This window comes from Stutzerimonas marianensis, from assembly GCF_022810315.1.
GTDB lineage: Bacteria > Pseudomonadota > Gammaproteobacteria > Pseudomonadales > Pseudomonadaceae > Stutzerimonas > Stutzerimonas marianensis.
On the sequence record NZ_JALGRD010000004.1, the window covers coordinates 109854 to 131300 of the forward strand.

Below are 21447 nucleotides of genomic sequence, written 5' to 3' on the forward strand. Positions count from 1 at the left end.
CATCTGCTTGTCATCGCCGCCGCTGCGGCCCGTGCCATTGACGAGGGGAGTTAGCAAGACGATGAGTGTGGAGACTCAAAACAAAGAAACCCTGGGCTTCCAGACTGAGGTGAAGCAGCTGCTTCACCTGATGATCCATTCCCTGTATTCGAACAAGGAAATCTTTCTTCGCGAGCTGATTTCCAACGCGTCGGACGCCGCCGACAAACTGCGCTTCGAGGCGCTGGCCAAGCCCGAATTGCTCGAAGGCGGCGCTGATCTGAAGATCCGCGTCAGTTTCGACAAGGACGCCCGTACCGTGACCATCGAGGACAACGGTATCGGCATGAACCGCGAGGATGTCATCGCTCACCTGGGCACTATTGCCAAGTCGGGCACCGCGGACTTCATGAAGCACCTGACTGGTGACCAGAAGAAGGACTCGCACCTGATCGGTCAGTTCGGTGTGGGCTTCTATTCGGCGTTCATCGTTGCCGAGCAGGTCGAGGTGTTCAGCCGTCGGGCCGGAACGCCAGCCGAGGAGGGCGTCTACTGGTCGTCCAAGGGCGAGGGCGAGTTCGAAGTCGCCAACATCGAGAAGGCCGAGCGGGGCACGCGGATCGTGTTGCACCTGAAGTCTGGCGAAGAAGAATTCGCCGATGGCTGGCGCCTGCGCAACATCATCAAGAAGTACTCCGATCACATCGCGCTGCCGATCGAACTACCCAAGGAGTTTCACGGCGAGGACAAGGACAAGCCGGCCGAGCCCGAGTGGGAGACGGTCAACCGTGCCAGCGCCCTCTGGACGCGTCCGCGTACCGAGATCAAGGACGAGGAATACCAGGAGTTCTACAAACACGTCGGCCACGATTTCGAAAATCCGCTGAGCTGGAGCCACAACAAGGTCGAGGGCAAGCTCGAATACACCTCGTTGCTCTACGTTCCGGGCCGCGCCCCGTTCGACCTGTATCACCGCGAGGCCCCGAAGGGGCTGAAGTTGTACGTGCAGCGCGTCTTCATCATGGATCAGGCCGATGAGTTCCTGCCGCTGTACCTGCGCTTCATCAAGGGTGTCATCGATTCCAATGACCTGTCCTTGAACGTCTCCCGCGAGATCCTGCAAAAGGACCCGGTGATCGATTCGATGAAGTCGGCGCTCACCAAGCGCGTCCTCGACATGCTCGACAAGCTGGCCAAGGACAAGCCGGAAGACTACACGACCTTCTGGAAACAGTTCGGCCAGGTGCTCAAGGAAGGCCCGGCGGAAGACTTCGCCAACAAGGAAAAGATTGCCGGCCTGCTTCGATTCGCCTCGACCCAGGACGCGAGCGGTGAGCAGAGCGTATCGCTGGCGGATTATCTGGGACGGCTCAAGGACGGCCAGGACAAGATTTACTACCTGACTGGCGAATCCTATGCGCAGGTGAAGAACAGCCCGCACCTGGAGGTCTTCCGCAAGAAAGGCATCGAGGTGCTGCTGCTGACCGATCGCATTGACGAATGGTTGATGAGCTACCTGACCGAGTTCGATGGCAAGCAGTTCGTCGATGTCGCACGTGGCGACCTGGACCTGGGCAAGCTGGACTCCGAGGAGGACAAGAAGGCGCAGGAAGAAATCGCCAAGTCGAAAGAGGGCCTGGTCGAGCGGCTGAAGACTGCCCTGGGCGATCAGGTCGCCGAGGTGCGCGTGTCGCACCGCCTGACCGATTCGCCAGCGATCCTGGCTATCGGTGAACAGGACCTGGGCCTGCAGATGCGTCAGATCCTCGAGGCCAGCGGCCAGAAGGTGCCTGAGTCGAAGCCGATCTTCGAGATCAATCCGAGCCATCCGTTGATCGAGAAACTCGATGCCGAGCCGGATGAAGATCGTTTCGGCGATCTGTCGCACATCCTCTTCGACCAGGCCGCTCTCGCAGCGGGTGACAGTCTCAAGGACCCGGCCGCCTACGTGCAGCGCCTGAACAAGCTGCTGGTCGAGCTCTCCGCCTGATCAAAGCGCAGTCCGAGGTGACAGCCCGCTCATAACGGGCTGCATACCGAACCCCACCCTGCAGGCCAGTCCGTACCTGGTCCGCAGGGTGGGGTTTTTTTTCTTGCATCCGGCGCGTCGTTTACGGTCTCAGGGTGGCGGTGAACGGCTGTCGAGCGGAGCGGTCTATCCGCCTGGTTATCAGGAGAACAGGGTTGCTCAAATTCAATCATCTACTGGCTGCGCTGTGCGTCGCGGCTGCGTTCGGTCCGGCCGAAGCGCGTGAGTATCGCTACAGTGACGCGCATCTTCACTTCGTCGATTTCTTTCAGGAAAGCGATGGCATCGACAAGCTGATCGAGGCCATGGACAAGGGTCGGATCGACCACGTCATGATCAGCGGTATACCCGTCGCCAAGAAATGGCACGAAAACGAACCCAAGCGCCCGCGGTATTACGCCGGCGATGATGCTCCGGTCTATTGGTACAGCGCGACCGACGTCGTGATCGCCGCCGCGGTAAAGGAGCTGGACGAAGAGCAGCGCAAACGCTTCCATCCGTTCCTGTCCGGCTTCAACCCGAACGACAAGAACGCCGACGCGCATATCCGGCGAATGCTGGAGCTCGATCCCGGCCTTTGGCAGGGCCTGGGCGAGGTCTTTACGCGTCATGACGACGTCACCGCGCTGACCGAAGGCGACACGCCGCGGGCGAACAACGAAGCACTGGCACGCGTCTACCATCTCGCCGCCGAGTTCGATCTGCCGGTGATGTTGCATTCGAACATCACATCCAAGCGCGAGCGTAACCCGTTGTATCTGGCTGAGCTCGAGGAGCCGCTGCGCAACCATCCGCATACCCGCTTCATCTGGGCGCACGCCGGAACCAGCATGGAGATTCATCGCCATCAGGAACAGCTCGATTTCCTGTTGCCGACCGTGACGCGTCTACTGAATGACTACCCGAACCTGTATATCGACCTGTCCTGGACCATGCTGCGGCCCTACTTGCTGGACAAGGACGGAAAGCCCAACCGTGACTGGGTGGCTCTGGTCGAGAAGTATCCGGAGCGCTTCATGATCGGCACGGACGTCGTCGGACGTTTCGACAACCTGGCCAGTGGCATCCGCGACTTCGTGCCGTTTCTGGACGCGCTCCCTGAAGCGGTGGCACGCAAGGTGGCTCGTGACAACTTCCTGGATGTGCTGCCGCGACATGGGGCGCACCCGCGATAGCCAGGACGTTGCTGACAGCGCGCGCCGTGCGCCGTGACGGCAGCGGGCGGGGGGACGGAAGGCAGCTTTCGCATGCGCCAAGGCTGGGCATAACGGATGGAGATGCGTACCATCCGGCGTTTTTCATCGCGCCAGTCGGGTCCGCCGCATGCGGCGGACCTCGCAGCTGATCCCATCCATACGCCGAGACTCGCCAATGTCCAGTCCTTCCAATCCTCTTGTGCGTGCCTACCTTCGCGTAGGGCTAGTCACACAGATCCTCTTTGGCCTCATCGCCGGTTGCCTGCTCGCATGGTTGCATCCGCAGGCCGCCGTCTCGGCAAGTTTGTTGGGCGACCTGTTTGTTTCGGGCCTGAAGGCTGTCGCCCCCGTGCTGGTCTTCGTGCTTGTCACCGCGTCGCTTGCCAATCACAAGCGCGGGCAGCCTACGCACATACGGCCCATCCTGCTGCTCTATGCGCTGGGTACGCTCGGCGCGGCGTCGGTTGCGGTCATCGCCAGCGTCCTGTTCCCGACGACGCTCACCCTGGTGAGTCAGGCCAGCGACGCCGTACCACCCTCCGGTGTCGGCGCGGTGCTGAAAACCTTGCTGTTCAGCATCGTCGACAATCCTGTCAATGCCATCCTCAGCGGCAACTTCATCGGCATCCTGGCCTGGGCGATCGGGTTGGGCTTCGCGTTCCGCCATGCAAGGCCCAGCACGCGCGATCTGGTCGCCGATGTCGCCGAAGGCGTCACCTTGATCGTCAAGGTGGTCATTCGCTTTGCTCCCTTGGGTATCTTCGGCCTGGTCGCCGGTACGCTCGCCACCTCCGGGTTCAGCGCGCTTGCTGGCTACTTCCAGCTGTTGCTGGTGCTGCTTGGCGCCATGCTGTTCATGGCGTTCGTGATGAATCCGCTCATCGTGTTCTGGCAGATCCGCCGAAACCCCTATCCGCTCGTGTTGACCTGCCTGCGCGAAAGCGGAATAACCGCGTTCTTCACCCGTAGTTCGGCGGCGAACATTCCGGTCAATATGCAGTTGTGCGAGCGCCTCGGATTGCACAAGGACACCTACTCGGTATCGATTCCTCTCGGCGCGACGATCAACATGGGTGGCGCGGCCATCACCATTACCGTGCTGACCTTGGCGGCCGCGAATACCTTGGGGATCGTCGTGGATGTGCCAACCGCCATCCTGCTCAGCCTGCTGGCTGCGGTCTGCGCCTGCGGGGCGTCTGGTGTCGCCGGCGGTTCGCTATTACTGATCCCGCTGGCGTGCAGTCTGTTCGGTATCTCCAACGACCTGGCGATGCAGGTGGTGGCGGTCGGCTTCATCATCGGCGTGGTGCAGGACTCGGCCGAGACTGCGCTGAATTCGTCGACCGACGTGCTCTTCACCGCGGCTTCCTGTATCGCCCACGGCGATATCGACGAGGGCGCCGAGCGGCGCGTCTGAAACAGCTGAGTGGAAACAAGAACGGCGCCCTAGGGCGCCGTCCTCATGTGTCGCTTACTTTGCCTCAGGCCTTGTAGCGGCGCAGTACCAGCGTGGCATTGGTGCCGCCGAAGCCGAAGCTGTTGCTCATGATCGTGTCGATCTGAGCGTTGTCGCGGGTTTCGCGCAGGATCGGCATATCCGCGACTTCCGGGTCCAGCTCGTCGATGTTGGCCGAGCCGGCGATGAAGTTGCCCTCCATCATCAGCATCGAGTAGATCGCCTCGTGAACGCCAGCGGCGCCCAGCGAGTGGCCGGACAGGCTCTTGGTCGAGCTAATGGTCGGGACCTTGTCGCCGAACATGTTGCGCACGGCCTTGATCTCGGCCACGTCGCCCACCGGGGTGGAGGTGCCGTGGGTGTTGAGGTAGTCGATCGAGCCCTCGACGGTCGACATCGCCTGCTGCATGCAGCGCAGGGCGCCTTCACCGCTCGGGGCGACCATGTCATAGCCATCGGACGTGGCGCCGTAGCCGACGATCTCGGCGTAGATCTTGGCGCCGCGCTTGAGGGCGTGCTCCAGCTCTTCGACCACGACCATGCCGCCACCGCCGGCGATGACGAATCCGTCACGCTTGGCATCGTAGGCGCGCGAGGCCTTTTCCGGGGTTTCGTTGTACTGGCTGGACAGGGCACCCATGGCGTCGAAGAGGCAGCTCTGGCTCCAGTGTTCCTCTTCACCGCCACCAGCGAAGACGACGTCCTGCTTGCCCATTTGGATCTGCTCCATGGCATGGCCGATGCAATGCGCGCTGGTGGCGCAGGCCGAGGCGATGGAGTAGTTGATGCCCTTGATGCGGAACGGGGTGGCGAGACAGGCCGAGACGGTGCTGCTCATGGTGCGCGGCACGCGGTATGGGCCGATGCGCTTGACGCCCTTGTCGCGCAGGATGTCGATGGCTTCCATCTGGTTGATGGTCGAGGCGCCACCGGAACCGGCGATCAGGCCGATGCGCGGATTGGAGATGTCATCGAGGTCGAAGCCGGCATCCTTCACCGCCTGCTCCATGGCCAGGTAGGCATAGGCGGCTGCGTCGCCCATGAAGCGCAGGACCTTGCGGTCGATCAGTTCTTCGAGGTTCAGATTGACGGAGCCGGAAACCTGGCTGCGCAGACCCATGTCCGCATAGGCCTGGTTGAAACGGATACCGGGGCGACCGGCACGCAGGTTGCCGGAGACGGTCTCTTTGTCATTGCCCAGGCAGGAAACGATACCCAGGCCAGTGATCACGACGCGACGCATGCGGATGTCCTTCAGAAGCTGTCGGTAGAGGTGAACAGGCCGACGCGCAAACCTTCGGCACTGTAGATCTCGCGGCCATCGACGCTGACGGTGCCATCGGCGATGCCGAGGATCAGCGAGCGGTTGATGGTCCGCTTGATATGGATGTTGTAGGTGACTTTCTTCGCGGTCGGCAGGACCTGACCGAAGAACTTCACTTCGCCCGAGCCGAGCGCGCGGCCACGGCCGGGATTGCCCTGCCAGCCGAGGTAGAAGCCGACCAATTGCCACATGGCATCGAGGCCCAGGCAGCCCGGCATGACGGGATCGCCTTCGAAATGACAGGCGAAGAACCAGAGGTCGGGGTTGATGTCCAGTTCGGCAACCAACTCGCCCTTGCCGTACTTGCCGCCCACTTCGCTGATATGCACGATGCGATCGACCATCAGCATGTTCGGCGCGGGCAGTTGCGCATTACCGGGACCGAAAAGCTCGCCGCGGCTGCAACGAAGCAGATCTTCCCGAGTAAAGGCCTGTTGTTTGGTCATGCGTATTCCTCAATGGTCCCTACATGGAGGGCTTGCTGCTTTCATCCGACCCGGAACGAGGGAGGGATCATGAAGACTAGTCGTAGACTGCAGCCCTGCGCCGAAAGTCACAGCATCAGGGGCATGCAAGCCACTCGTTTACTGGCGCGATGCCGACACCCGCGCGCAAACGGGGCAATACTTTAACACTCCTGCACACATGACTACGACCTTGTGACACCTTGTCCTCTATAGACCATCGCCCAACGGCCTGTTGCGACGCGGCGGACGAGCGGCTCCGGCGCAGGTTACACAAGGCTCCGGCGTGGTTTTCCGCCTTGTTTCGCGGATGGCCGGCGGGGCGCTGGCTGACCCGCGCACGCTACGTATAATGCCTGGCACTGCCACCCGTTGGCTCGATACGGACAAGTCATGACTGAACAGCAACCCATCGCGGTGCTTGGCGGCGGCAGCTTCGGTACCGCCCTGGCGAACCTCATGGCCGAGAACGGTCACAGCGTTCGATTGTGGATGCGCGATCCGGAGCAAGCTCGGATCATCCGCGTCGAGCGCCAGAATCCCCGCTATCTCAAGGGCGTGAAGGTGCATGAAAAGGTCGAGCCGGTAACTGACCTGCACCAGACCATAAGCGACTGCGAGCTGATCTTCGTTGCGCTGCCGTCCAGCGCGTTGCGCGCTGCACTGGCGCCTGTGGCCGGCCTGCTGGACGGTCGCATGCTGGTCAGTACCACCAAGGGCATCGAGGCCAGCGGTTTCAAGCTGATGAGCCAGATCATCGAGGAAATCGCGCCACAGGCCCGCATCGGCGTCATATCCGGACCCAATCTCGCCCGTGAAGTGGCAGAGCATGCCCTGACCGCCACCGTGGTCGCCAGCCACGACGAGGCCTTGTGCCGCGCCGTTCAGGCTGCGCTACATGGACGTACGTTTCGCGTGTATGCCAGTGCCGACCGTTTCGGCGTCGAGCTGGGCGGTGCGCTCAAGAATGTCTACGCAATCATGGCAGGCATGGCGGCGGCGTTGGGTATGGGCGAGAACACGCGCAGCATGCTCATCACCCGGGCGCTTGCGGAAATGACCCGTTTTGCCGTGAAGCTGGGCGCCAACCCGATGACGTTTCTCGGCCTGGCCGGTGTCGGCGACTTGATCGTGACCTGCACCTCGCCGAAAAGCCGCAATTTCCAGGTTGGCCACGCGCTCGGCGAGGGCCTGAGCCTGGAACAGGCTGTTGCACGCCTTGGGGAGGTGGCTGAAGGCGTCAACACGATCAAGGTATTGAAGTGCCGCGCAGAGGAATTGCAGGTCTACATGCCACTTGTCGCGGGTCTGCATGCGATCCTGTTCGAGGGGCGTACGCTGGATCAGGTCATCGCCGTGTTGATGCGCGGCGAACCCAAGACTGATGTCGATTTCATTTCCACCGATGGCTTTTGAGTACCGGGAGACAACCATGAACAATCGCAACGCTGAGCGAGAGTCGCTGATCCTGCGAGCCATCTGGATGCTGGTCTTCTTCTTCGTCTGGCAGCTGGCTGAACTGGCTTTGCTGCTGGTGGTGGTCGTGCAGCTGATCATGCGGGCCGTAAAGGGGCGGGTGGATGAGAGTCTGCAAGCGTTTGGCGACAGCCTCAGCCAGTACGTGGCGCAGATTGGGCGTTTCGGCACCTTCAATACCGATCGCAAGCCGTGGCCGATGTCCGACTGGCCGACACCGCGTCCAGCGGACGTGGAGACACCGCCTCCTGTTACGTCTGTCACTCCAAAAGAGGAACCGCCTGTATGAAGCTATGGCTCCTTCGCCACGGTGAGGCTGAATCCCGTGCGCGTACGGACGCGCAGCGCAATCTCACCGAAGCCGGGCGTGCCGAAGTACAAAGCAGTGCTGCGGCGCTGCGTGGCCAGCCGCTGCAGGCGATCTTGGCGAGCCCCTACGCACGCGCGCAGCAGACTGCCGAGATCGTCAGGCAGGCGATTGGCTTCGAAGGGCGGGTCGAAACCGTGCCCTGGGCGACACCCGACTCTGATCTCGGAGATGCCCTGTTGTATCTCGATCGTCGCAGCGAACAGTCGTTATTGCTGGTTACCCATCAACCCTTCGTCGGGGCGCTGGGCGGCTGGTTGGTCAGCGGTCACCGCGAAACGCCGTTGCCGATGGCGACCGCCAGCCTGGCCGAGCTCGAAGGTGAACAGATCGCCGCGGGCCTGATGCATCTGTTGGACCTCAAGCATCCCCGCTAGGCTGCAATCATGGTCTCGGGGCTGTCCGAGCCGTTCATGACAACAACAACGAAGGAGCGTGGCATATGGGCATCTGGTATCGACGACCCGACCTCGAACAACTCAACGCCAGCCGTGAAAACACCATCGTGGAGCTGCTCGACATCCGTTTCGAGGCGGTCGATGACGAGTCACTGACGGCGAGCATGCCGGTCGATGCGCGCACCCATCAACCTTACGGTCTGCTGCATGGTGGCGCGTCGGTGGTCCTGGCCGAGACCTTAGGTTCCATGGCCAGTTATCACTGCATCGACACTAGCAAGTTCTATTGCGTGGGGCTCGAGGTCAATGCCAACCACCTGCGTGGCCTGCGCAGTGGACGGGTGATCGGGGTATGCCAGCCAGTGCATTTGGGGCGTTCGACCCATGTCTGGGACATTCGCCTGAGCGGCGAGGACGGCAAGACGAGCTGCATCTCGCGACTCACGGTGGCGATCGTTCCGCTTGGGGAAGGGCGGCCCACCCCTTGATCCGGCGAACCAGGCCGCTTGTTTGGCATGACTGCCTTTCAATCGGCTGAGGTCCCCGATTGCCGTGCACGGACGCTGGCCAGACAATGAACGCCCCATTCCGTCAGCGCGCAATCATGTCGCAACGCATCTTCTTCGCCCATGCCAACGGCTTTCCCTCGGGCACCTATCGCAAGCTGTTCGCAGCGCTGGAGCCCGACTACCAGGTCACCTATCTGGACCAGCATGGGCACGACCCAAGGTTTCCGGTCGACGACAACTGGCGGAACCTTGTGCAGGAACTGATCGTGCAGCTGTCCGCACTGGGCGAGCCCGTCTGGGGCGTTGGCCATTCGCTGGGCGGCATGCTGCACTATCACGCCGCCTTGCAACGTCCCGACCTCTACCGGGGCGTGGTCATGCTCGACTCACCCATGCCGACCTGGCTCGATCAGGCCGTGATCTGGACCGCCAAGAAACTCGGCTTCATCGACAAGCTGACGCCTGCCGGCCAGACCCTCGGGCGTCGTGAAGCCTTCAGCTGCCGCGACGAGGCCAGGCGCTACTTCGCCAGCAAGCCACTGTTCCGTACCTTCGACCCGGACTGTCTGGACGCGTACGTCAGCTACGGTCTGCAGCCGTGCGGGCGGGGTGTGCGCCTGCGTTTCGATCCGCAGACGGAAATCAACATCTATCGCAGCGTGCCGCACGTCACGCCGGGTTGGCCCCACGCGTTGGCGATCCCGCTCGCCGTTGTGCGCGGCACGCAGAGTCGCGTCGTGCTACCGCATCACGCCTACCTGTTGCGACTGGTGGCGCGCGGTGAAGCACACAGGGTTCCTGGCGGCCACATGTTCCCGCTGGAATATCCTTCGCAAACCGCGGCGCTGTTGCGCGAGCTGTTTGGCCGCTGGGCTGCCCATGATCGGAAAGCAGTCGCATGAGCCTCGTTTTCGAAGAGATTCGTCTGAACCTGCCACATATCGAAGTGGCCGCTCATCTCTATGGGCCCGAGCAGGGCAGGCCGGTGATTGCACTGCATGGCTGGCTGGACAACGCTGCCAGCTTCTCGCGTCTGGCACCTTTGCTCGAGGGGGTGCGGATCGTCGCGCTGGATCTGCCTGGCCACGGCCATTCGGCCCACAGACCGGCTGGCGCCGCTTACAACATCTGGGATTACGCCCATGACGTTCTGCAGGTCGCCGAGCAGCTTGGCTGGCAGCGGTTCACGCTGCTCGGCCATTCGATGGGCGCGATCGTATCTGTCCTGCTGGCCGGGGCGATGCCCGAACGCGTCGAACGGCTGGCGTTGATCGATGGGGTCATCCCCTATACCGGGGAAGCGGACACCGCGCCTCAGAAGCTGGGCGAGTCGCTGCGTGCGCTGCTCGAGGTCGATGAACGACGCAAACCGGTCTATACAAGCTTCGATGAGGCCGTTTCGGCCCGCATGAAGGGGGTTGGTGCAGTGAGCCGCGAGGCCGCCGAACGTTTGGCGCAGCGTGGGCTGATGCCCGTGCCAGGCGGTCTGACCTGGCGAACCGATGCGCGACTGATGCTGCCTTCACCTATGCGCCTGACGCGCGCTCACGCGTTGGCTTTCGTCGACCGCGTCGAGTGTCCCGTAAGCCTGGTACTGGCGGAGCAGGGGCTGATGACCGAGCCACCAATCCGTGGACTGGTCGACCGTTTTCCCTTCGAACGCCATCGCCTACCGGGCGGCCATCATCTGCATCTGGACGACGAGCAGGGCGCACAGGCCGTGGCCTCGGTATTCAATGCGTTCCTTGATCGTTGAACCTCTCGCAAGAAACTGTCGCAAAGCCCTGCTTGACTTGCATTTCCCAACTGGTGAGGCTGACGTCACGTCTCAACCCGGTAGCCCTACGCATGACTGGATCGATTTTGCCGGCATGGCCCATGCTCGACGAGCGGAGCTTGGCGACGTTACGCGGCTTCGCAGGGTTGTGTCAGACAGTCTCGAAGTGTTGAGGAGCGTTATGCGAGGTACATGGATCGCCCCCCTGGCACTGTTCAGCATGGCCACGCTGGCTGCTGACGTGCCGGGAAGCACTGATTTCGAAGCGCTACCGCGCTATCCGCAGGCCGAGATCGTTGGGTTCAAGGAACAGCAAGTGGTGGAGCGCACCTACCCACTGGACTCCATTAGGCGAATCAGTGGGCGGTTGCGCATGGCGGACCAGGTCAGTGCGCCCGGTGAACTGACTGCTGTGACCTACCTGCTACCGAGCGTGCACACGGGCATCGAGGCCTTCGAGAAAAGCCGACGCGATCTGCTGGCGGCTGGTGGCGAGCTGCTGTACTGGTGCGAGGGCCGCGAATGCGGATCGAGCAGTCTTTGGGCGAACGATGTGTTCCAGCGCGCCATGCTCTATGGGCCGGATGCGCAGCAGGCGTTCCTGCTGGCGCGGATGCCCGGCGAAGCCGATGAATTGATGGCTTTGTACGGCATCACTCGAGGCAACGGCCGACCCTACCTGCAGGTGGAGCGTCTCCGCCCAGAGCGCCCCCTCGGTGTGATTCTTCCGAACCCTGCGACGCTGCTTCGGCAATTGAAGACGACGGGCGAACTGCGTCTGGCGCGGCTACCCGATGAGCCCACTGCCGAGTGGGGAGCCTTGCTGGCCAATGTGCTGCGGCTCGATAGCACCATGCGTATCGAGCTGATCGGGAGCGGGGCGGCAGCCTGGCTCGAAGCGCTACGGGCCGAGCGCGTCAAGCCGCGGCGGATCGACGCCGTCGACTCCGATGAGCCAGGACTGGTGATCCGGCTCTTGCGTTGAAGGCTGTTTCCAGACTGAATAGCGCTCCAGCCCGGTGCGCCTTGCTCAAGGCGCACACTGTTTCTCGATAGGTAATTCCTGATGCTCAATAATGACCGCCTGCTGGTGCAGATTCTGCTCCTGGTGCTGCTCGGTGCCTGTCTTTGGGTGTTGGCGCCGTTCGCTTCGGCGATCTTCTGGGCGGCGGTCCTGGCGTTCGCGAGCTGGCCAGTCATGCGGGTGCTCACGCGCTGGCTGAAGGGCAACGCCACGCTTGCCGCAACGCTGTTGACGGTTGGCTGGATGGTTTTGGTGGCGGTGCCGCTGGTCTGGCTGGGGTTCAACATCGCTGACCAGATCCGCGAGGTAAACGTGCTGGTGCACAATCTTCAGGTTCAGGGCTTGCCAGCGCCACCTGATTGGCTTGGTGAACTGCCCCTGGTAGGGGAGCGCCTGGTGACCCTCTGGACCACCCTGGACGAGCAGGGCACGGCGTTCTTCGCAACGATTCGGCCCTACATCGGGCAGGTCGGCAACTGGCTGCTGGTACGCAGCGCACGGATCGGCGGCGGTATGCTCGAACTGGCCCTGAGCCTGGTGCTGGTGTTCTTCTTCTATCGCGATGGCCCGAAGCTCGCCGCATTCGTCCATAGCCTGCTGCATCGTCTGATCGGCGAGCGTGCCGACCATTATCTGGAGCTGGTCGCCGGAACGGTACAACGCGTCGTCAATGGGGTGATCGGCACCGCCGCGGCGCAGGCGATCCTGGCCTACGTCGGCTTCAGCATCGCCGGCGTGCCAGGGGCGCTGATCCTGGGCTTGCTCACCTTCGCGTTCAGCTTCGTCATGGTTCCGCCACTGGTGTGGGGGCCTGCGGTGGCGTGGCTGGCCTGGCAGGGGCAGTACGGCATGGCGGTGTTTCTCGGCGTATGGGGCATGTTCATCATCAGTGGGGTGGACAATGTGCTCAAGCCCTACCTGATCAGCCGTGGCGGCAACCTGCCGCTGGTCGTGGTGCTGCTCGGTGTGTTCGGCGGTGTGCTGGCATTCGGCTTCATGGGGCTGTTCCTTGGTCCGACCTTGCTTGCCGTCGCGTACAGCCTGCTGGGTGATTGGCTGATCAAGGAGGTACCGGAGGTGGCGGCGCCGGAGCGGCTGCCCGGCAACCGGGTCGACTGATCAGGCCTGCTCCTGCTCATACCGCGCAAGCGTGTCGCTGGCGATGATCCGTCCCAGTTGAATCAGTTCCGGAGCCTTGTAGAACTCGTAAAAGCGGCATGCGCGTTTAGGAATGTTGATCAGCACATTGGGCGGGTAGCCGGCGATCTTGTACTGCGTCAGGGATGACTGCATGACCTCGAAGCTCTGGTTGATGAGTTCGAGCAGCGAAGCCGGGCCACCGACATCCACCACCCTCGAACCCTCCGCCGATTTCGGCGCGCTGCGGCCGCTCGGCGCGACGGCGGCATGTTCTTCCAGTAATACATCGGCCGGTTCGAGCTCGTTGCCCTGGTCCTCAAGGGCCTTGCTGTCCTTGCGCCAGAAGGGCAGGTGGGAGCTGAGCGAACTGACCATCGCATCGAAACGGCCCGGGCGCAGGACTTCCGGTAACGGATACTGGCGATGGTTGTTCCCGTTGAGGTTCACCGCGATGATCAGGTCGCTATGGCTGGACACCACCGGTACGATCGGCAGCGGGTTAAGAATGCCGCCGTCGACGAGCATCCGGCTGCCTTGCATCACCGGTGTGAACAGGCTTGGGATCGCTGCCGAAGCGCGCATCGCCAGTTCCAGGTTGCCCTCCTGGAACCATATTTCCTGTTGGTTGGTGAGGTCTGTGGCGACCGCGGTGTAGGGGATGGGCAGGTCTTCGATGTTGATCGAGCCCAGCATGTCGCGTATCCGGCCGAAGATTTTCTCGCCGCGGATGGCACCCAGGCTGAAGCTCAGGTCCATCAGCCGCAGCAGGTCGAAGTAATCCAGGCTCTCGATCCAGGCTCGGTATTCGTCCAGTTTTCCAGCGGCATAGATGCCGCCGACAACCGCCCCCATGGAGCAACCGGCGATGCAGTTGATCTCGTAACCCCGCGCCGTAAGTTCCTCGATGACGCCGATGTGCGCGTACCCTCGCGCTCCACCGGAGCCCAGTACCAGTGCGACCTTGTTGCCCATGCGTTTCTCCCTTTGCAGGGGCGTTAGCTTCACGCCTGCGGCGCCTGGCTTCAAGGGGGCATGCGGCTGTCGTCGCGATACCGCTATCAGCGGGGCTTCTTGCTACAATCGCCGCCCGTTTTTTCAGCGTCGCGAGAGCCACTCCATGAGCGAACCCATCCGCCTGACCCAATACAGCCACGGTGCCGGCTGCGGCTGCAAGATTTCGCCGAAGGTGCTCGATGTGATCCTCTCCGGAAGTGGTGCGCAGAACCTCGATCCGCGCCTTTGGGTCGGCAACGCCTCGCGTGATGATGCCGCCGTCTACGGTATCGATGACGAGCGTGGCGTGGTGTCCACCACCGATTTCTTCATGCCGATCGTCGATGATCCCTACGATTTCGGCCGTATCGCCGCGACCAATGCGATCAGCGACATCTTCGCCATGGGCGGTACGCCGCTGATGGCCATCGCCATCCTGGGCTGGCCAGTGAACGTACTGCCACCAGAAGTGGCCCGTGAGGTCATCGCTGGTGGCCGGGCGGTATGCGACGCGGCCGGCATTCCGCTGGCGGGCGGGCATTCCATCGACGCGCCCGAACCGATCTTCGGGCTGGCCGTCACCGGGCTGGTCGATAAGCGACAAATGAAACGTAACGACACTGCGACCCTTGGCTGCAAGCTGTACCTGACCAAGCCACTGGGGATCGGCATTCTCACCACGGCGGAGAAGAAGGCCCTGCTGCGCGCCGAAGATGTTGGTCTCGCGCGCGACTGGATGTGTACGCTCAACACGCCTGGCGCACATTTCGGCAAGCTCGACGGCGTGCGTGCCATGACCGATGTCACCGGTTTCGGTCTGCTCGGCCATCTGGTGGAGATGGCCGATGGCAGTGGCCTGACGGCCCGTATCGAGTACGCGCGGGTTCCGCGTCTGCCGGGCGTCGAGCATTATCTGGAGCAGGGCTGCGTGCCGGGTGGCACGGGGCGCAACTTCGACAGCTACGGTGAGCGCATCGCGGGGCTGGACGAGGTGCAGAAACAGCTGCTGTGCGACCCGCAAACCAGCGGTGGCCTGCTGGTGGCGGTAGCGCCTGAAGGCGAGGATCAGTTCTGCAAGGTGGCCGCCGGACTGGGGCTGGCGCTCGAGCCCATTGGCGAATTCGTTGAGGCCGGCGCCTTTGCCGTCGAGGTCCGTTGATGCGCCACGATACCGCGGACTACCGCCAGCTCTTCCTGGACGATGTACCGATGATGGACGCCCGCGCACCGGTGGAGTTTTCCAAGGGCGCGTTTCCCGGTGTGGTCAACCTGCCGCTCATGAACGATATCGAGCGGCAAAAGGTGGGAACCTGCTACAAGCAGCACGGCCAACAGGCGGCGATCGAACTGGGCCACCGCCTGGTAACCGGCAAGGTCAAGGCCGAGCGAATCGAGGCCTGGGCGGCTTTCGCCAGAGCCAATCCGCATGGCTATATCTACTGCTTCCGCGGCGGGCTGCGCTCGCAGCTCGTCCAACAATGGCTTAAAAGCGAAGCCGGGATCGATTACCCCCGCGTCACGGGTGGCTACAAGGCAATGCGCCATTTCCTGCTCGAGACGCTCGAGCACGCTGCCGATCACAGCAATTTCATTCTTGTCGGTGGCATGACCGGGACCGGAAAAACCGAAGTGCTGGCGCGGCTGGACGATAGCGTCGACCTCGAGCATATCGCCAATCATCGAGGCTCCAGCTTCGGCAAGCGCGCCACGCCGCAGCCGGCCCAGATCGACTTCGAGAACATGCTGGCCATCCGCTTGCTGAAGATGCAGGCGGCCGGTGCTCGGCAATACGTACTCGAGGACGAGGCGCGCCTGGTTGGCCGCTGTTCGATTCCGTTGCCGTTGTATCAAGGCATGCAGCGTTATCCGCTGGTGTGGCTCGAGGACAGTCTGGAAAGCCGTGTGGAGCGTATCCTCCGCGACTATGTGATCGACTTGTGTGCAGAGTTCGTTGCCGAAGAGGGCGAGGGTGGGTTTGCCTCATTCAGCGAGAGTTTACGGCAAAGTCTGGTCAATATCAGCAAGCGGCTAGGCGGCGAAGGCTACAAGCGGCTGGCGGCGATCATGGATCAGGCGCTCGCCGAGCAGGCCAGTAGCGGGGCGGTGGACCTACATCGCGAATGGATCGAGGCCCTGCTTAACCAGTATTACGACCCGATGTATGCCTACCAGCGCGAGAACAAGGCCTCGCGGATCGAATTTGCTGGCGAGCAGAATGCGGTGGTGGAGTTTCTGCAGGCCCGTGCCGCGAAAGACCCAATGTGAACAAATGTCGAAAACGAGGGATGTATCGATGAAGAACCTGATCTGTGTGTCACTGATCGCACTGGCCCTGACCGGCTGTGCCGGGAAGACCGCCTACCGGGACAGCTGCGCTTCGCAGCTCGACGCTGCCTGGGAAGAACAGAGCCTGGCCGAGGCGGAAGGTTTTGCTGGCACCGTCAGCTACTCCAAGGCGATGGCCCTGCTGACCGGCGCCAAGACCCAGCAGCAGTTCGAGGCCTACCAGGGCTGCGTCGACAAGGCCAAGAAGGCACGCTTCTACTTGCGTGAGTCACGCGCCGGTCGCTGAGTCGTCCTCTCACGTGGCGGTCGCATCGGCCGCCACCGTATCACCCGTCACGCCGGTCGCCTCGACCCGGCAGGAACCCAAGCATGCAACTCGATTTTTCCACCCTGGCGCCCCAGGATGCCTACCGTTGGCTGACGTCCACGGTAACGCCGCGTCCCATTGCCTGGGTTTCGACCTGCTCCAGTGGCGGGGTGAGCAACCTCGCGCCGTTCAGCTTCTTTCAGGTCATCAGCAGCGAGCCGCCGACGCTGTTGATCAATGTCGGCTTGAAGAACGGCCAGCCAAAGGACACCGCGCGCAACGCTCAGGAAACGGGCGAATTGGTGGTGCAACTGGTCAGTGCCGAGCAGGCCGAGGCCATGAACGCTTCCGCCGCAGCGCTTGCCCACGGGCTGAGCGAGTTCGAGCACTGCGGTATCGCCAGCGAGCCGTCGCGGCTGGTAGCGGTGCCACGCGTGATCGGAGCGCCGGTCGCCTTCGAATGCCGCGTGGCGCAGATACTCCCGTACCCGGCCCAGTCGCCCAACTGCCAGCTGATCTTCGCGGAGGTGCTGATGGCACACATCGACGATGCCGTGCTGGACAAGCGCGGTCGCGTCGATGCTGCGCGGCTGGATCTGGTTGGCCGGCTCGGTGGCGCTGCCTACAGCTATACCCGTGAGCGCTTCGAGATGCAGCGGCCCTGACGGTCTTGCCGGCGGCTGAGGCAAGCGGCCGTTCACAACTTCGTCACCGCAGGTTTCGATCGGCTTGCCTGAGCCTCAGGGCCCGGTAGGATCGCCGGAACGAACAAAGGAGAGTCGTATGCGTGCCCGATTGGATGTCTGTCTGCGAGCGGTCAATGAAGTCCTGCTCGGCAAGCAATCTCAGGTGCGACTGGCCATGGCCTGCCTGCTGGCACGTGGGCATCTGCTGGTCGAGGACCTGCCCGGCATGGGCAAAACGACCCTCAGCCACGCATTGGCGCGCATCATGGGGCTGGAGTTCCAGCGCATACAGTTCACCTCGGATCTGTTGCCGGGCGACATCCTCGGCACTTCGGTGTTCGACAAGGAGAGCGCCGGGTTCGTTTTTCACCCCGGCCCGATCTTCGCCGAGCTGATTCTGGCCGATGAGATCAACCGCGCCACGCCGAAGAGCCAGAGTGCCCTGCTCGAAGCCATGGAAGAGGGTCAGGTCACCATCGAGGGCGCTACTCGACCATTGCCGGAACCGTTTTTCGTCGTGGCCACGCAAAACCCGGTGAGCTCGGGCGGCACCTTCGCCTTGCCCGAGTCACAGATGGACCGGTTTCTCATGCGCCTTTCGCTGGGGTATCCGGCCAAGGCTGCGGAAAGAGCCCTGTTGCTCGGCGACTCGCGTCGCGATCTCCTGGCTCGCCTCGAGCCGCAGTTCGATCGCACCGCGCTGCGTGCCGTTCAACAGGAGGTCGCCGGCGTTCGTGTCAGCGATGCGCTGGTCGACTACGTCCTGCGGTTGGTCGAGGCGACTCGCACTCAGCCCCAGTTCGCCTGGGGACTGTCGCCGAGGGGAAGCCTTGCGCTGCTCGCCGCCGCCCGCGCCTGGGGCTATCTCGACGGTCGCGACTACGTGATTCCCGAAGACGTCCAGGCCGTGTTGCCCTCGGTAGTTGGCCACCGCCTGCGCGAGCGGGCAGATGCGACCGGCCACGGCGGTGGAGCCCTGGTGCAATGGCTGTTGCGTGAAGTGCCCGTCCTTTGATCCCACGCACCGCGGCCCGTTGAGGATGCGCCCATGAGACTGCTGCCCAGGCTTCGCGATCGCTGGCTGCTGCAGCGCATCCCGCCCGGTCCGAGCGTACGCCTCGATCAGCGCCGGATATTCATCATGCCGACGGCGATAGGCCTGGCCTACCTCGTGGCGATGCTGCTCATGCTGCTTGCCGCGATCAACTACCAGAACAGCCTGGCCTATGCGCTGACCTTTCTGCTCGGCTCGGTTTTTGTCGTGACGATTCTGCATACCTGGCGCAACCTGGCCGGACTCGTTCTGCAAGCGGGTGGGGCCGAGGCGGTTTTCCTGGGTGAGCACGCCCGCCTGCGGGTGCGGTTGGAAAGCCCGACGCGCACCTATCAGGCTGTGGCGCTGGGTTGGCCAAAGAGCGGCTTGCAGGTTATCGACGTCCCGCCGGGCGGGACCTGTGAGGTCGAGCTGAGCCTGCCGACCGAACGGCGCGGCTGGCTTCGCCCCGGACGCCTGCGTGTGGAGAGCCGTTTCCCGCTCGGCATCCTGGTCGCCTGGAGCTGGGTCGATTTGCAACTCGCAGCGTTGGTTTACCCAAACCCGCAAGAGGCCGAGCTACCGCCGACCATCGGAGCCCTTGGGGACGAAGAGGGCGCGCGGGCTTCCGGGCGTGGTGTCGATGATTATCAGGGCTTGCGGCAATGGCAGCCGGGCGACTCGCGGCGCCGACTGCACTGGAAGGCCTACTCGCGCGGACAAGGTCTCTTGGTCAAGGATTTCGCTGCGCTGGCAGGGCAAGAGCCGATGCTTGATCTGGATGCCCTTGGTGGCGATCTCGAGTCACGGTTGTCCGTGCTCTGTCATTGGGTGGTCGAGCTTTCGGCGCGGCTGCAGCCGTTCAGCCTGATCATCGACGGCCAGCAGATAGGCCCGGATCAGGGTGCTGAGCACCGCGCACAATGCCTTCGCGCGCTGGCCCTGTTCGGTTCGCAGCAGGAGCGCACCGCGTGAGCGTCGTCCAGCCGATCCCGCGTAACGGACTGCTCTGGTTGCTGGTGGCACAGGTGTTGGTGATCCTGCCGCATCTTGGCCATTTGCCTTTGTGGATCATCGGGCTCTGGCTGACCTGTGCGACCTGGCGCGTGCAGATCTTTCGCATGCGCGCGCGCTATCCCCGCAGCTGGGTGAAGGCGGCAATGATGATTGGCACCGGTGCAGGGGTGTACCTGTCCCGTGGCAGCCTGATCGGGCTGGACGCCGGTGCGGTGCTGTTGATCGCGGCCTTCATCCTCAAACTGGTCGAAATGCGCAGCCGGCGCGACGCGTTGGTGTTGGTCTTTCTGGGCTTCTTTGCGGTGGTTACCAGCTATCTGTTCAATGACAGCCTGGTCGCCGGTGTGTACAGCCTGCTTCCAGTTACCGCTTTGCTCGCGGCCATGATCGGGCTGCAGCAGAGTCGGGTCGAAACGCATCCCTGGTCAACATTGCGACTGGCCGGCTCGCTGATGCTGCAGGCGGTGCCCTTGATGCTGGTGTTGTTCGTGTTCTTCCCACGGTTGGGGCCTCTGTGGTCGTTGCCGCAGCCGAGCGACCAGGGTGTGACGGGACTGGCCGACAGCATGTCGCCAGGGGATATTGCGCAGCTAAGCCGTTCCGGCCAGCTGGCATTTCGCGCCAGTTTCGAGGGACCCGTCCCGGCGCGCGACGCGCTTTACTGGCGCGCCGTCACTTTCGAGCGGTTCGACGGTCGGCGCTGGTCACAAGCCGCTCGTGCCCCGGCTTCCACGCCGCCCGCCTGGACGCCCGAGGGGGCGCCACTGCGCTACAGCATCGTCATGCAGCCAAGCGGTCGCCCCTGGCTTTATGCGTTGGATGTGCCCGAGCTGGAGGCTAACCAGGCGCAACTGATGCCTGATTTCCAGCTGCAGCGTGCGCGCCCGGTCGATCAGGCCCTGCTTTATCAGGTGACATCCTGGCCGCAAGCACAGCGCGAGCCGGTCGCACCGGCCGATACCCTGGCGCGGGCGCTGCAGCTTCCGCCCGGCGGCAATCCGCGTAGCCGGGAGTGGGCGGTCGAGCTTCGCCGCCAGCATCCCGAGCCTGAGGCGCTTGTCCAGACCTTGCTCATGCACTTCAATCGTCAACCCTACGCCTATACGTTGCGCCCCCCAGCTGTCGGGGCGGACATCGTGGATGGCTTCCTCTTCGACACCCGTCGCGGATTCTGCATCCACTATGCCGGTGCCATGACGTTCGTGCTGCGAGCCGCGGGAATTCCGGCTCGGGTCGTGGCCGGGTACCAGGGCGGCGAGCTCAACCCTTCGGGCAACTATCTCTCGGTGCGCCAGCTGGACGCGCATGCGTGGGTCGAGTATTGGCTACAGGGGCGCGGTTGGGTGAGTGTGGACCCCACCTTCCAGGTTGCTCCCGAACGCATAGAGCTAGGGCTGGAAGAGGCGCTCGCCGATGAGCAGGACCTCTTCGAAGGCACGCCGATGGATCTGCGCCGCTATCGCCAGATCGGCTGGCTCAATGAGCTGCGGTTTGGCTGGGATAGCCTCAACTATGGCTGGCAGCGTTGGGTGCTCGGCTATCAGGGCGAACGTCAGCTGGACCTGCTGCGCAGCGTCTTCGGCAAGCTCGACGGTGGCCGGCTGGGGCTGATCATGGTCGTCGTCGGTGCCGCGTTCGTCCTGTTGCTTGCGGTGGTACTGCTCAAGCCCTGGAAGCGCGAGCGCGATCCTCAAAAGCGGCTGTTTCGCCGCTTCGAGCGGGCCTTGGCGCGGCGTGGCGTGACGCGCGCCCGTGGCGAAGGCGCGCGCGATTTCGCTGAACGGGCCGCTCGCGCCCTGCCAGATGCGGCGGAGCCCATCCGCAGTTTTGCGCATGGCTATGAGCGACTGCGCTACGGTGGCGAATCCGACGCCTTGCCTGCGTTGCACCGCTCGCTTGCGCAGCTTAAGCGGCAGTTGGGTTGGGGGCGGCGCCGATAGCGGCCATCATTGGCGACTGCGATAACTCGTCAATCAGCCGGCGGGG

Annotated in this window: 21 protein-coding genes; 18 read left to right on the forward strand and 3 right to left on the reverse strand. The window is 63.0% G+C overall.

Going from position 1 to position 21447, the window contains the following annotated elements; genetic code table 11:
• Window positions 1-61: 61 nt before the first annotated feature.
• From htpG to sstT, 3 genes are all read left to right on the forward strand, one after another.
• Complete coding sequence (gene htpG, locus MST27_RS08265; protein ID WP_243605492.1) at window positions 62-1969, forward strand: molecular chaperone HtpG; 1908 nt, start codon at window positions 62-64, stop codon at window positions 1967-1969.
• A 215-nt stretch (window positions 1970-2184) separates the two neighbouring features.
• A complete protein-coding gene (locus tag MST27_RS08270) occupies window positions 2185-3183 on the forward strand; it encodes an amidohydrolase family protein (protein WP_243605747.1) in 999 nt (332 codons plus the stop codon).
• 196 nt (window positions 3184-3379) lie between these two features.
• Window positions 3380-4621, forward strand: a complete 1242-nt coding sequence (gene sstT, locus MST27_RS08275) for a serine/threonine transporter SstT (protein WP_243605493.1) — start codon at window positions 3380-3382, stop codon at window positions 4619-4621.
• 64 nt (window positions 4622-4685) lie between these two features.
• Here the strand turns inward: sstT and fabB are convergent, their stop codons facing one another.
• Together fabB and fabA are read right to left on the reverse strand one after the other, a co-directional pair.
• Window positions 4686-5903 carry a beta-ketoacyl-ACP synthase I gene (fabB, locus tag MST27_RS08280; RefSeq protein ID WP_243605494.1) on the reverse strand — a complete coding sequence of 406 codons (1218 nt, stop codon included), beginning with the start codon at window positions 5901-5903 and terminating at the stop codon, window positions 4686-4688.
• 11 nt (window positions 5904-5914) lie between these two features.
• Window positions 5915-6430: a 3-hydroxyacyl-[acyl-carrier-protein] dehydratase FabA gene (fabA, locus tag MST27_RS08285; RefSeq protein ID WP_021207858.1), complete on the reverse strand. Its 516-nt coding sequence runs from the start codon at window positions 6428-6430 to the stop codon at window positions 5915-5917.
• Window positions 6431-6841: 411 nt separating this feature from the next.
• On the opposite strand from fabA, the gene MST27_RS08290 reads away from it, so the two are divergent.
• The 8 genes from MST27_RS08290 (at window position 6842) to MST27_RS08325 (ending at window position 13118) form a co-directional block, all read left to right on the forward strand.
• Window positions 6842-7864, forward strand: coding sequence for an NAD(P)H-dependent glycerol-3-phosphate dehydrogenase (locus MST27_RS08290; RefSeq protein ID WP_243605495.1), 1023 nt, complete (start codon window positions 6842-6844; stop codon window positions 7862-7864).
• Between the two features lie 16 nt (window positions 7865-7880).
• On the forward strand, window positions 7881-8213 hold the full coding sequence (locus tag MST27_RS08295) for a DUF4389 domain-containing protein (protein ID WP_243605496.1): 333 nt from the start codon (window positions 7881-7883) through the stop codon (window positions 8211-8213).
• Entirely contained in the window at window positions 8210-8668 is a 459-nt protein-coding gene (gene sixA / locus MST27_RS08300; protein ID WP_243605497.1) for a phosphohistidine phosphatase SixA, read from the forward strand. The genes MST27_RS08295 and sixA overlap by 4 nt, the downstream gene beginning before the upstream one ends.
• Before the next feature lie 65 nt (window positions 8669-8733).
• Complete coding sequence (locus MST27_RS08305) at window positions 8734-9177, forward strand: hotdog fold thioesterase (RefSeq protein WP_243605498.1); 444 nt, start codon at window positions 8734-8736, stop codon at window positions 9175-9177.
• 116 nt (window positions 9178-9293) lie between these two features.
• Complete coding sequence (locus tag MST27_RS08310) at window positions 9294-10100, forward strand: alpha/beta fold hydrolase (RefSeq protein WP_243605748.1); 807 nt, start codon at window positions 9294-9296, stop codon at window positions 10098-10100.
• Window positions 10097-10954, forward strand: a complete 858-nt coding sequence (locus MST27_RS08315; protein WP_243605499.1) for an alpha/beta hydrolase — start codon at window positions 10097-10099, stop codon at window positions 10952-10954. Before MST27_RS08310 ends, MST27_RS08315 begins: the two co-directional genes overlap by 4 nt.
• A gap of 202 nt (window positions 10955-11156) precedes the next feature.
• On the forward strand, window positions 11157-11960 hold the full coding sequence (locus MST27_RS08320; protein WP_243605500.1) for a DUF4892 domain-containing protein: 804 nt from the start codon (window positions 11157-11159) through the stop codon (window positions 11958-11960).
• An 81-nt stretch (window positions 11961-12041) separates the two neighbouring features.
• Window positions 12042-13118, forward strand: coding sequence for an AI-2E family transporter (locus tag MST27_RS08325; protein WP_243605501.1), 1077 nt, complete (start codon window positions 12042-12044; stop codon window positions 13116-13118).
• Here the strand turns inward: MST27_RS08325 and MST27_RS08330 are convergent, their stop codons facing one another.
• Entirely contained in the window at window positions 13119-14111 is a 993-nt protein-coding gene (locus tag MST27_RS08330) for a patatin-like phospholipase family protein (protein WP_243605502.1), read from the reverse strand.
• Between the two features lie 145 nt (window positions 14112-14256).
• On the opposite strand from MST27_RS08330, the gene selD reads away from it, so the two are divergent.
• The 7 genes from selD to MST27_RS08365 all read left to right on the forward strand — a co-directional run bounded on the left by selD (window position 14257) and on the right by MST27_RS08365 (window position 21401).
• The gene (gene selD, locus MST27_RS08335; RefSeq protein WP_243605503.1) at window positions 14257-15291 is read left to right on the forward strand and encodes a selenide, water dikinase SelD; all 1035 of its coding nucleotides are present in this window, start codon (window positions 14257-14259) and stop codon (window positions 15289-15291) included.
• Window positions 15291-16397, forward strand: a complete 1107-nt coding sequence (gene mnmH, locus MST27_RS08340) for a tRNA 2-selenouridine(34) synthase MnmH (RefSeq protein WP_243605504.1) — start codon at window positions 15291-15293, stop codon at window positions 16395-16397. Before selD ends, mnmH begins: the two co-directional genes overlap by 1 nt.
• A gap of 28 nt (window positions 16398-16425) precedes the next feature.
• Window positions 16426-16704, forward strand: coding sequence for a hypothetical protein (locus tag MST27_RS08345; protein WP_243605505.1), 279 nt, complete (start codon window positions 16426-16428; stop codon window positions 16702-16704).
• 83 nt (window positions 16705-16787) lie between these two features.
• Entirely contained in the window at window positions 16788-17390 is a 603-nt protein-coding gene (locus tag MST27_RS08350) for a flavin reductase family protein (protein ID WP_243605506.1), read from the forward strand.
• Window positions 17391-17508: 118 nt separating this feature from the next.
• The gene (locus MST27_RS08355) at window positions 17509-18426 is read left to right on the forward strand and encodes an AAA family ATPase (protein WP_243605507.1); all 918 of its coding nucleotides are present in this window, start codon (window positions 17509-17511) and stop codon (window positions 18424-18426) included.
• Between the two features lie 33 nt (window positions 18427-18459).
• Entirely contained in the window at window positions 18460-19419 is a 960-nt protein-coding gene (locus MST27_RS08360; RefSeq protein WP_243605508.1) for a DUF58 domain-containing protein, read from the forward strand.
• The gene (locus MST27_RS08365) at window positions 19416-21401 is read left to right on the forward strand and encodes a transglutaminase TgpA family protein (protein WP_243605509.1); all 1986 of its coding nucleotides are present in this window, start codon (window positions 19416-19418) and stop codon (window positions 21399-21401) included. The genes MST27_RS08360 and MST27_RS08365 overlap by 4 nt, the downstream gene beginning before the upstream one ends.
• Window positions 21402-21447: the final 46 nt, after the last annotated feature.

Excerpts from the sequence above, each read along its gene's own strand:
- MST27_RS08290 (WP_243605495.1), top strand. The coding sequence starts at position 6,842 with ATGACTGAACAGCAACCCATCGCGGTGCTTGGCGGCGGCAGCTTCGGT.
- sixA (WP_243605497.1), top strand. The coding sequence starts at position 8,210 with ATGAAGCTATGGCTCCTTCGCCACGGTGAGGCTGAATCCCGTGCGCGT.
- MST27_RS08345 (WP_243605505.1), top strand. The coding sequence starts at position 16,426 with ATGAAGAACCTGATCTGTGTGTCACTGATCGCACTGGCCCTGACCGGC.
- MST27_RS08360 (WP_243605508.1), top strand. The coding sequence starts at position 18,460 with ATGAGACTGCTGCCCAGGCTTCGCGATCGCTGGCTGCTGCAGCGCATC.
- fabB (WP_243605494.1), bottom strand. The coding sequence starts at position 5,903 with ATGCGTCGCGTCGTGATCACTGGCCTGGGTATCGTTTCCTGCCTGGGC.
- MST27_RS08330 (WP_243605502.1), bottom strand. The coding sequence starts at position 14,111 with ATGGGCAACAAGGTCGCACTGGTACTGGGCTCCGGTGGAGCGCGAGGG.
- MST27_RS08350 (WP_243605506.1), top strand. The coding sequence starts at position 16,788 with ATGCAACTCGATTTTTCCACCCTGGCGCCCCAGGATGCCTACCGTTGG.
- MST27_RS08310 (WP_243605748.1), top strand. The coding sequence starts at position 9,294 with ATGTCGCAACGCATCTTCTTCGCCCATGCCAACGGCTTTCCCTCGGGC.
- mnmH (WP_243605504.1), top strand. The coding sequence starts at position 15,291 with ATGCGCCACGATACCGCGGACTACCGCCAGCTCTTCCTGGACGATGTA.
- MST27_RS08305 (WP_243605498.1), top strand. The coding sequence starts at position 8,734 with ATGGGCATCTGGTATCGACGACCCGACCTCGAACAACTCAACGCCAGC.
- sstT (WP_243605493.1), top strand. The coding sequence starts at position 3,380 with ATGTCCAGTCCTTCCAATCCTCTTGTGCGTGCCTACCTTCGCGTAGGG.
- selD (WP_243605503.1), top strand. The coding sequence starts at position 14,257 with ATGAGCGAACCCATCCGCCTGACCCAATACAGCCACGGTGCCGGCTGC.
- MST27_RS08325 (WP_243605501.1), top strand. The coding sequence starts at position 12,042 with ATGCTCAATAATGACCGCCTGCTGGTGCAGATTCTGCTCCTGGTGCTG.
- htpG (WP_243605492.1), top strand. The coding sequence starts at position 62 with ATGAGTGTGGAGACTCAAAACAAAGAAACCCTGGGCTTCCAGACTGAG.
- MST27_RS08315 (WP_243605499.1), top strand. The coding sequence starts at position 10,097 with ATGAGCCTCGTTTTCGAAGAGATTCGTCTGAACCTGCCACATATCGAA.
- MST27_RS08320 (WP_243605500.1), top strand. The coding sequence starts at position 11,157 with ATGCGAGGTACATGGATCGCCCCCCTGGCACTGTTCAGCATGGCCACG.
- MST27_RS08355 (WP_243605507.1), top strand. The coding sequence starts at position 17,509 with ATGCGTGCCCGATTGGATGTCTGTCTGCGAGCGGTCAATGAAGTCCTG.
- fabA (WP_021207858.1), bottom strand. The coding sequence starts at position 6,430 with ATGACCAAACAACAGGCCTTTACTCGGGAAGATCTGCTTCGTTGCAGC.
- MST27_RS08295 (WP_243605496.1), top strand. The coding sequence starts at position 7,881 with ATGAACAATCGCAACGCTGAGCGAGAGTCGCTGATCCTGCGAGCCATC.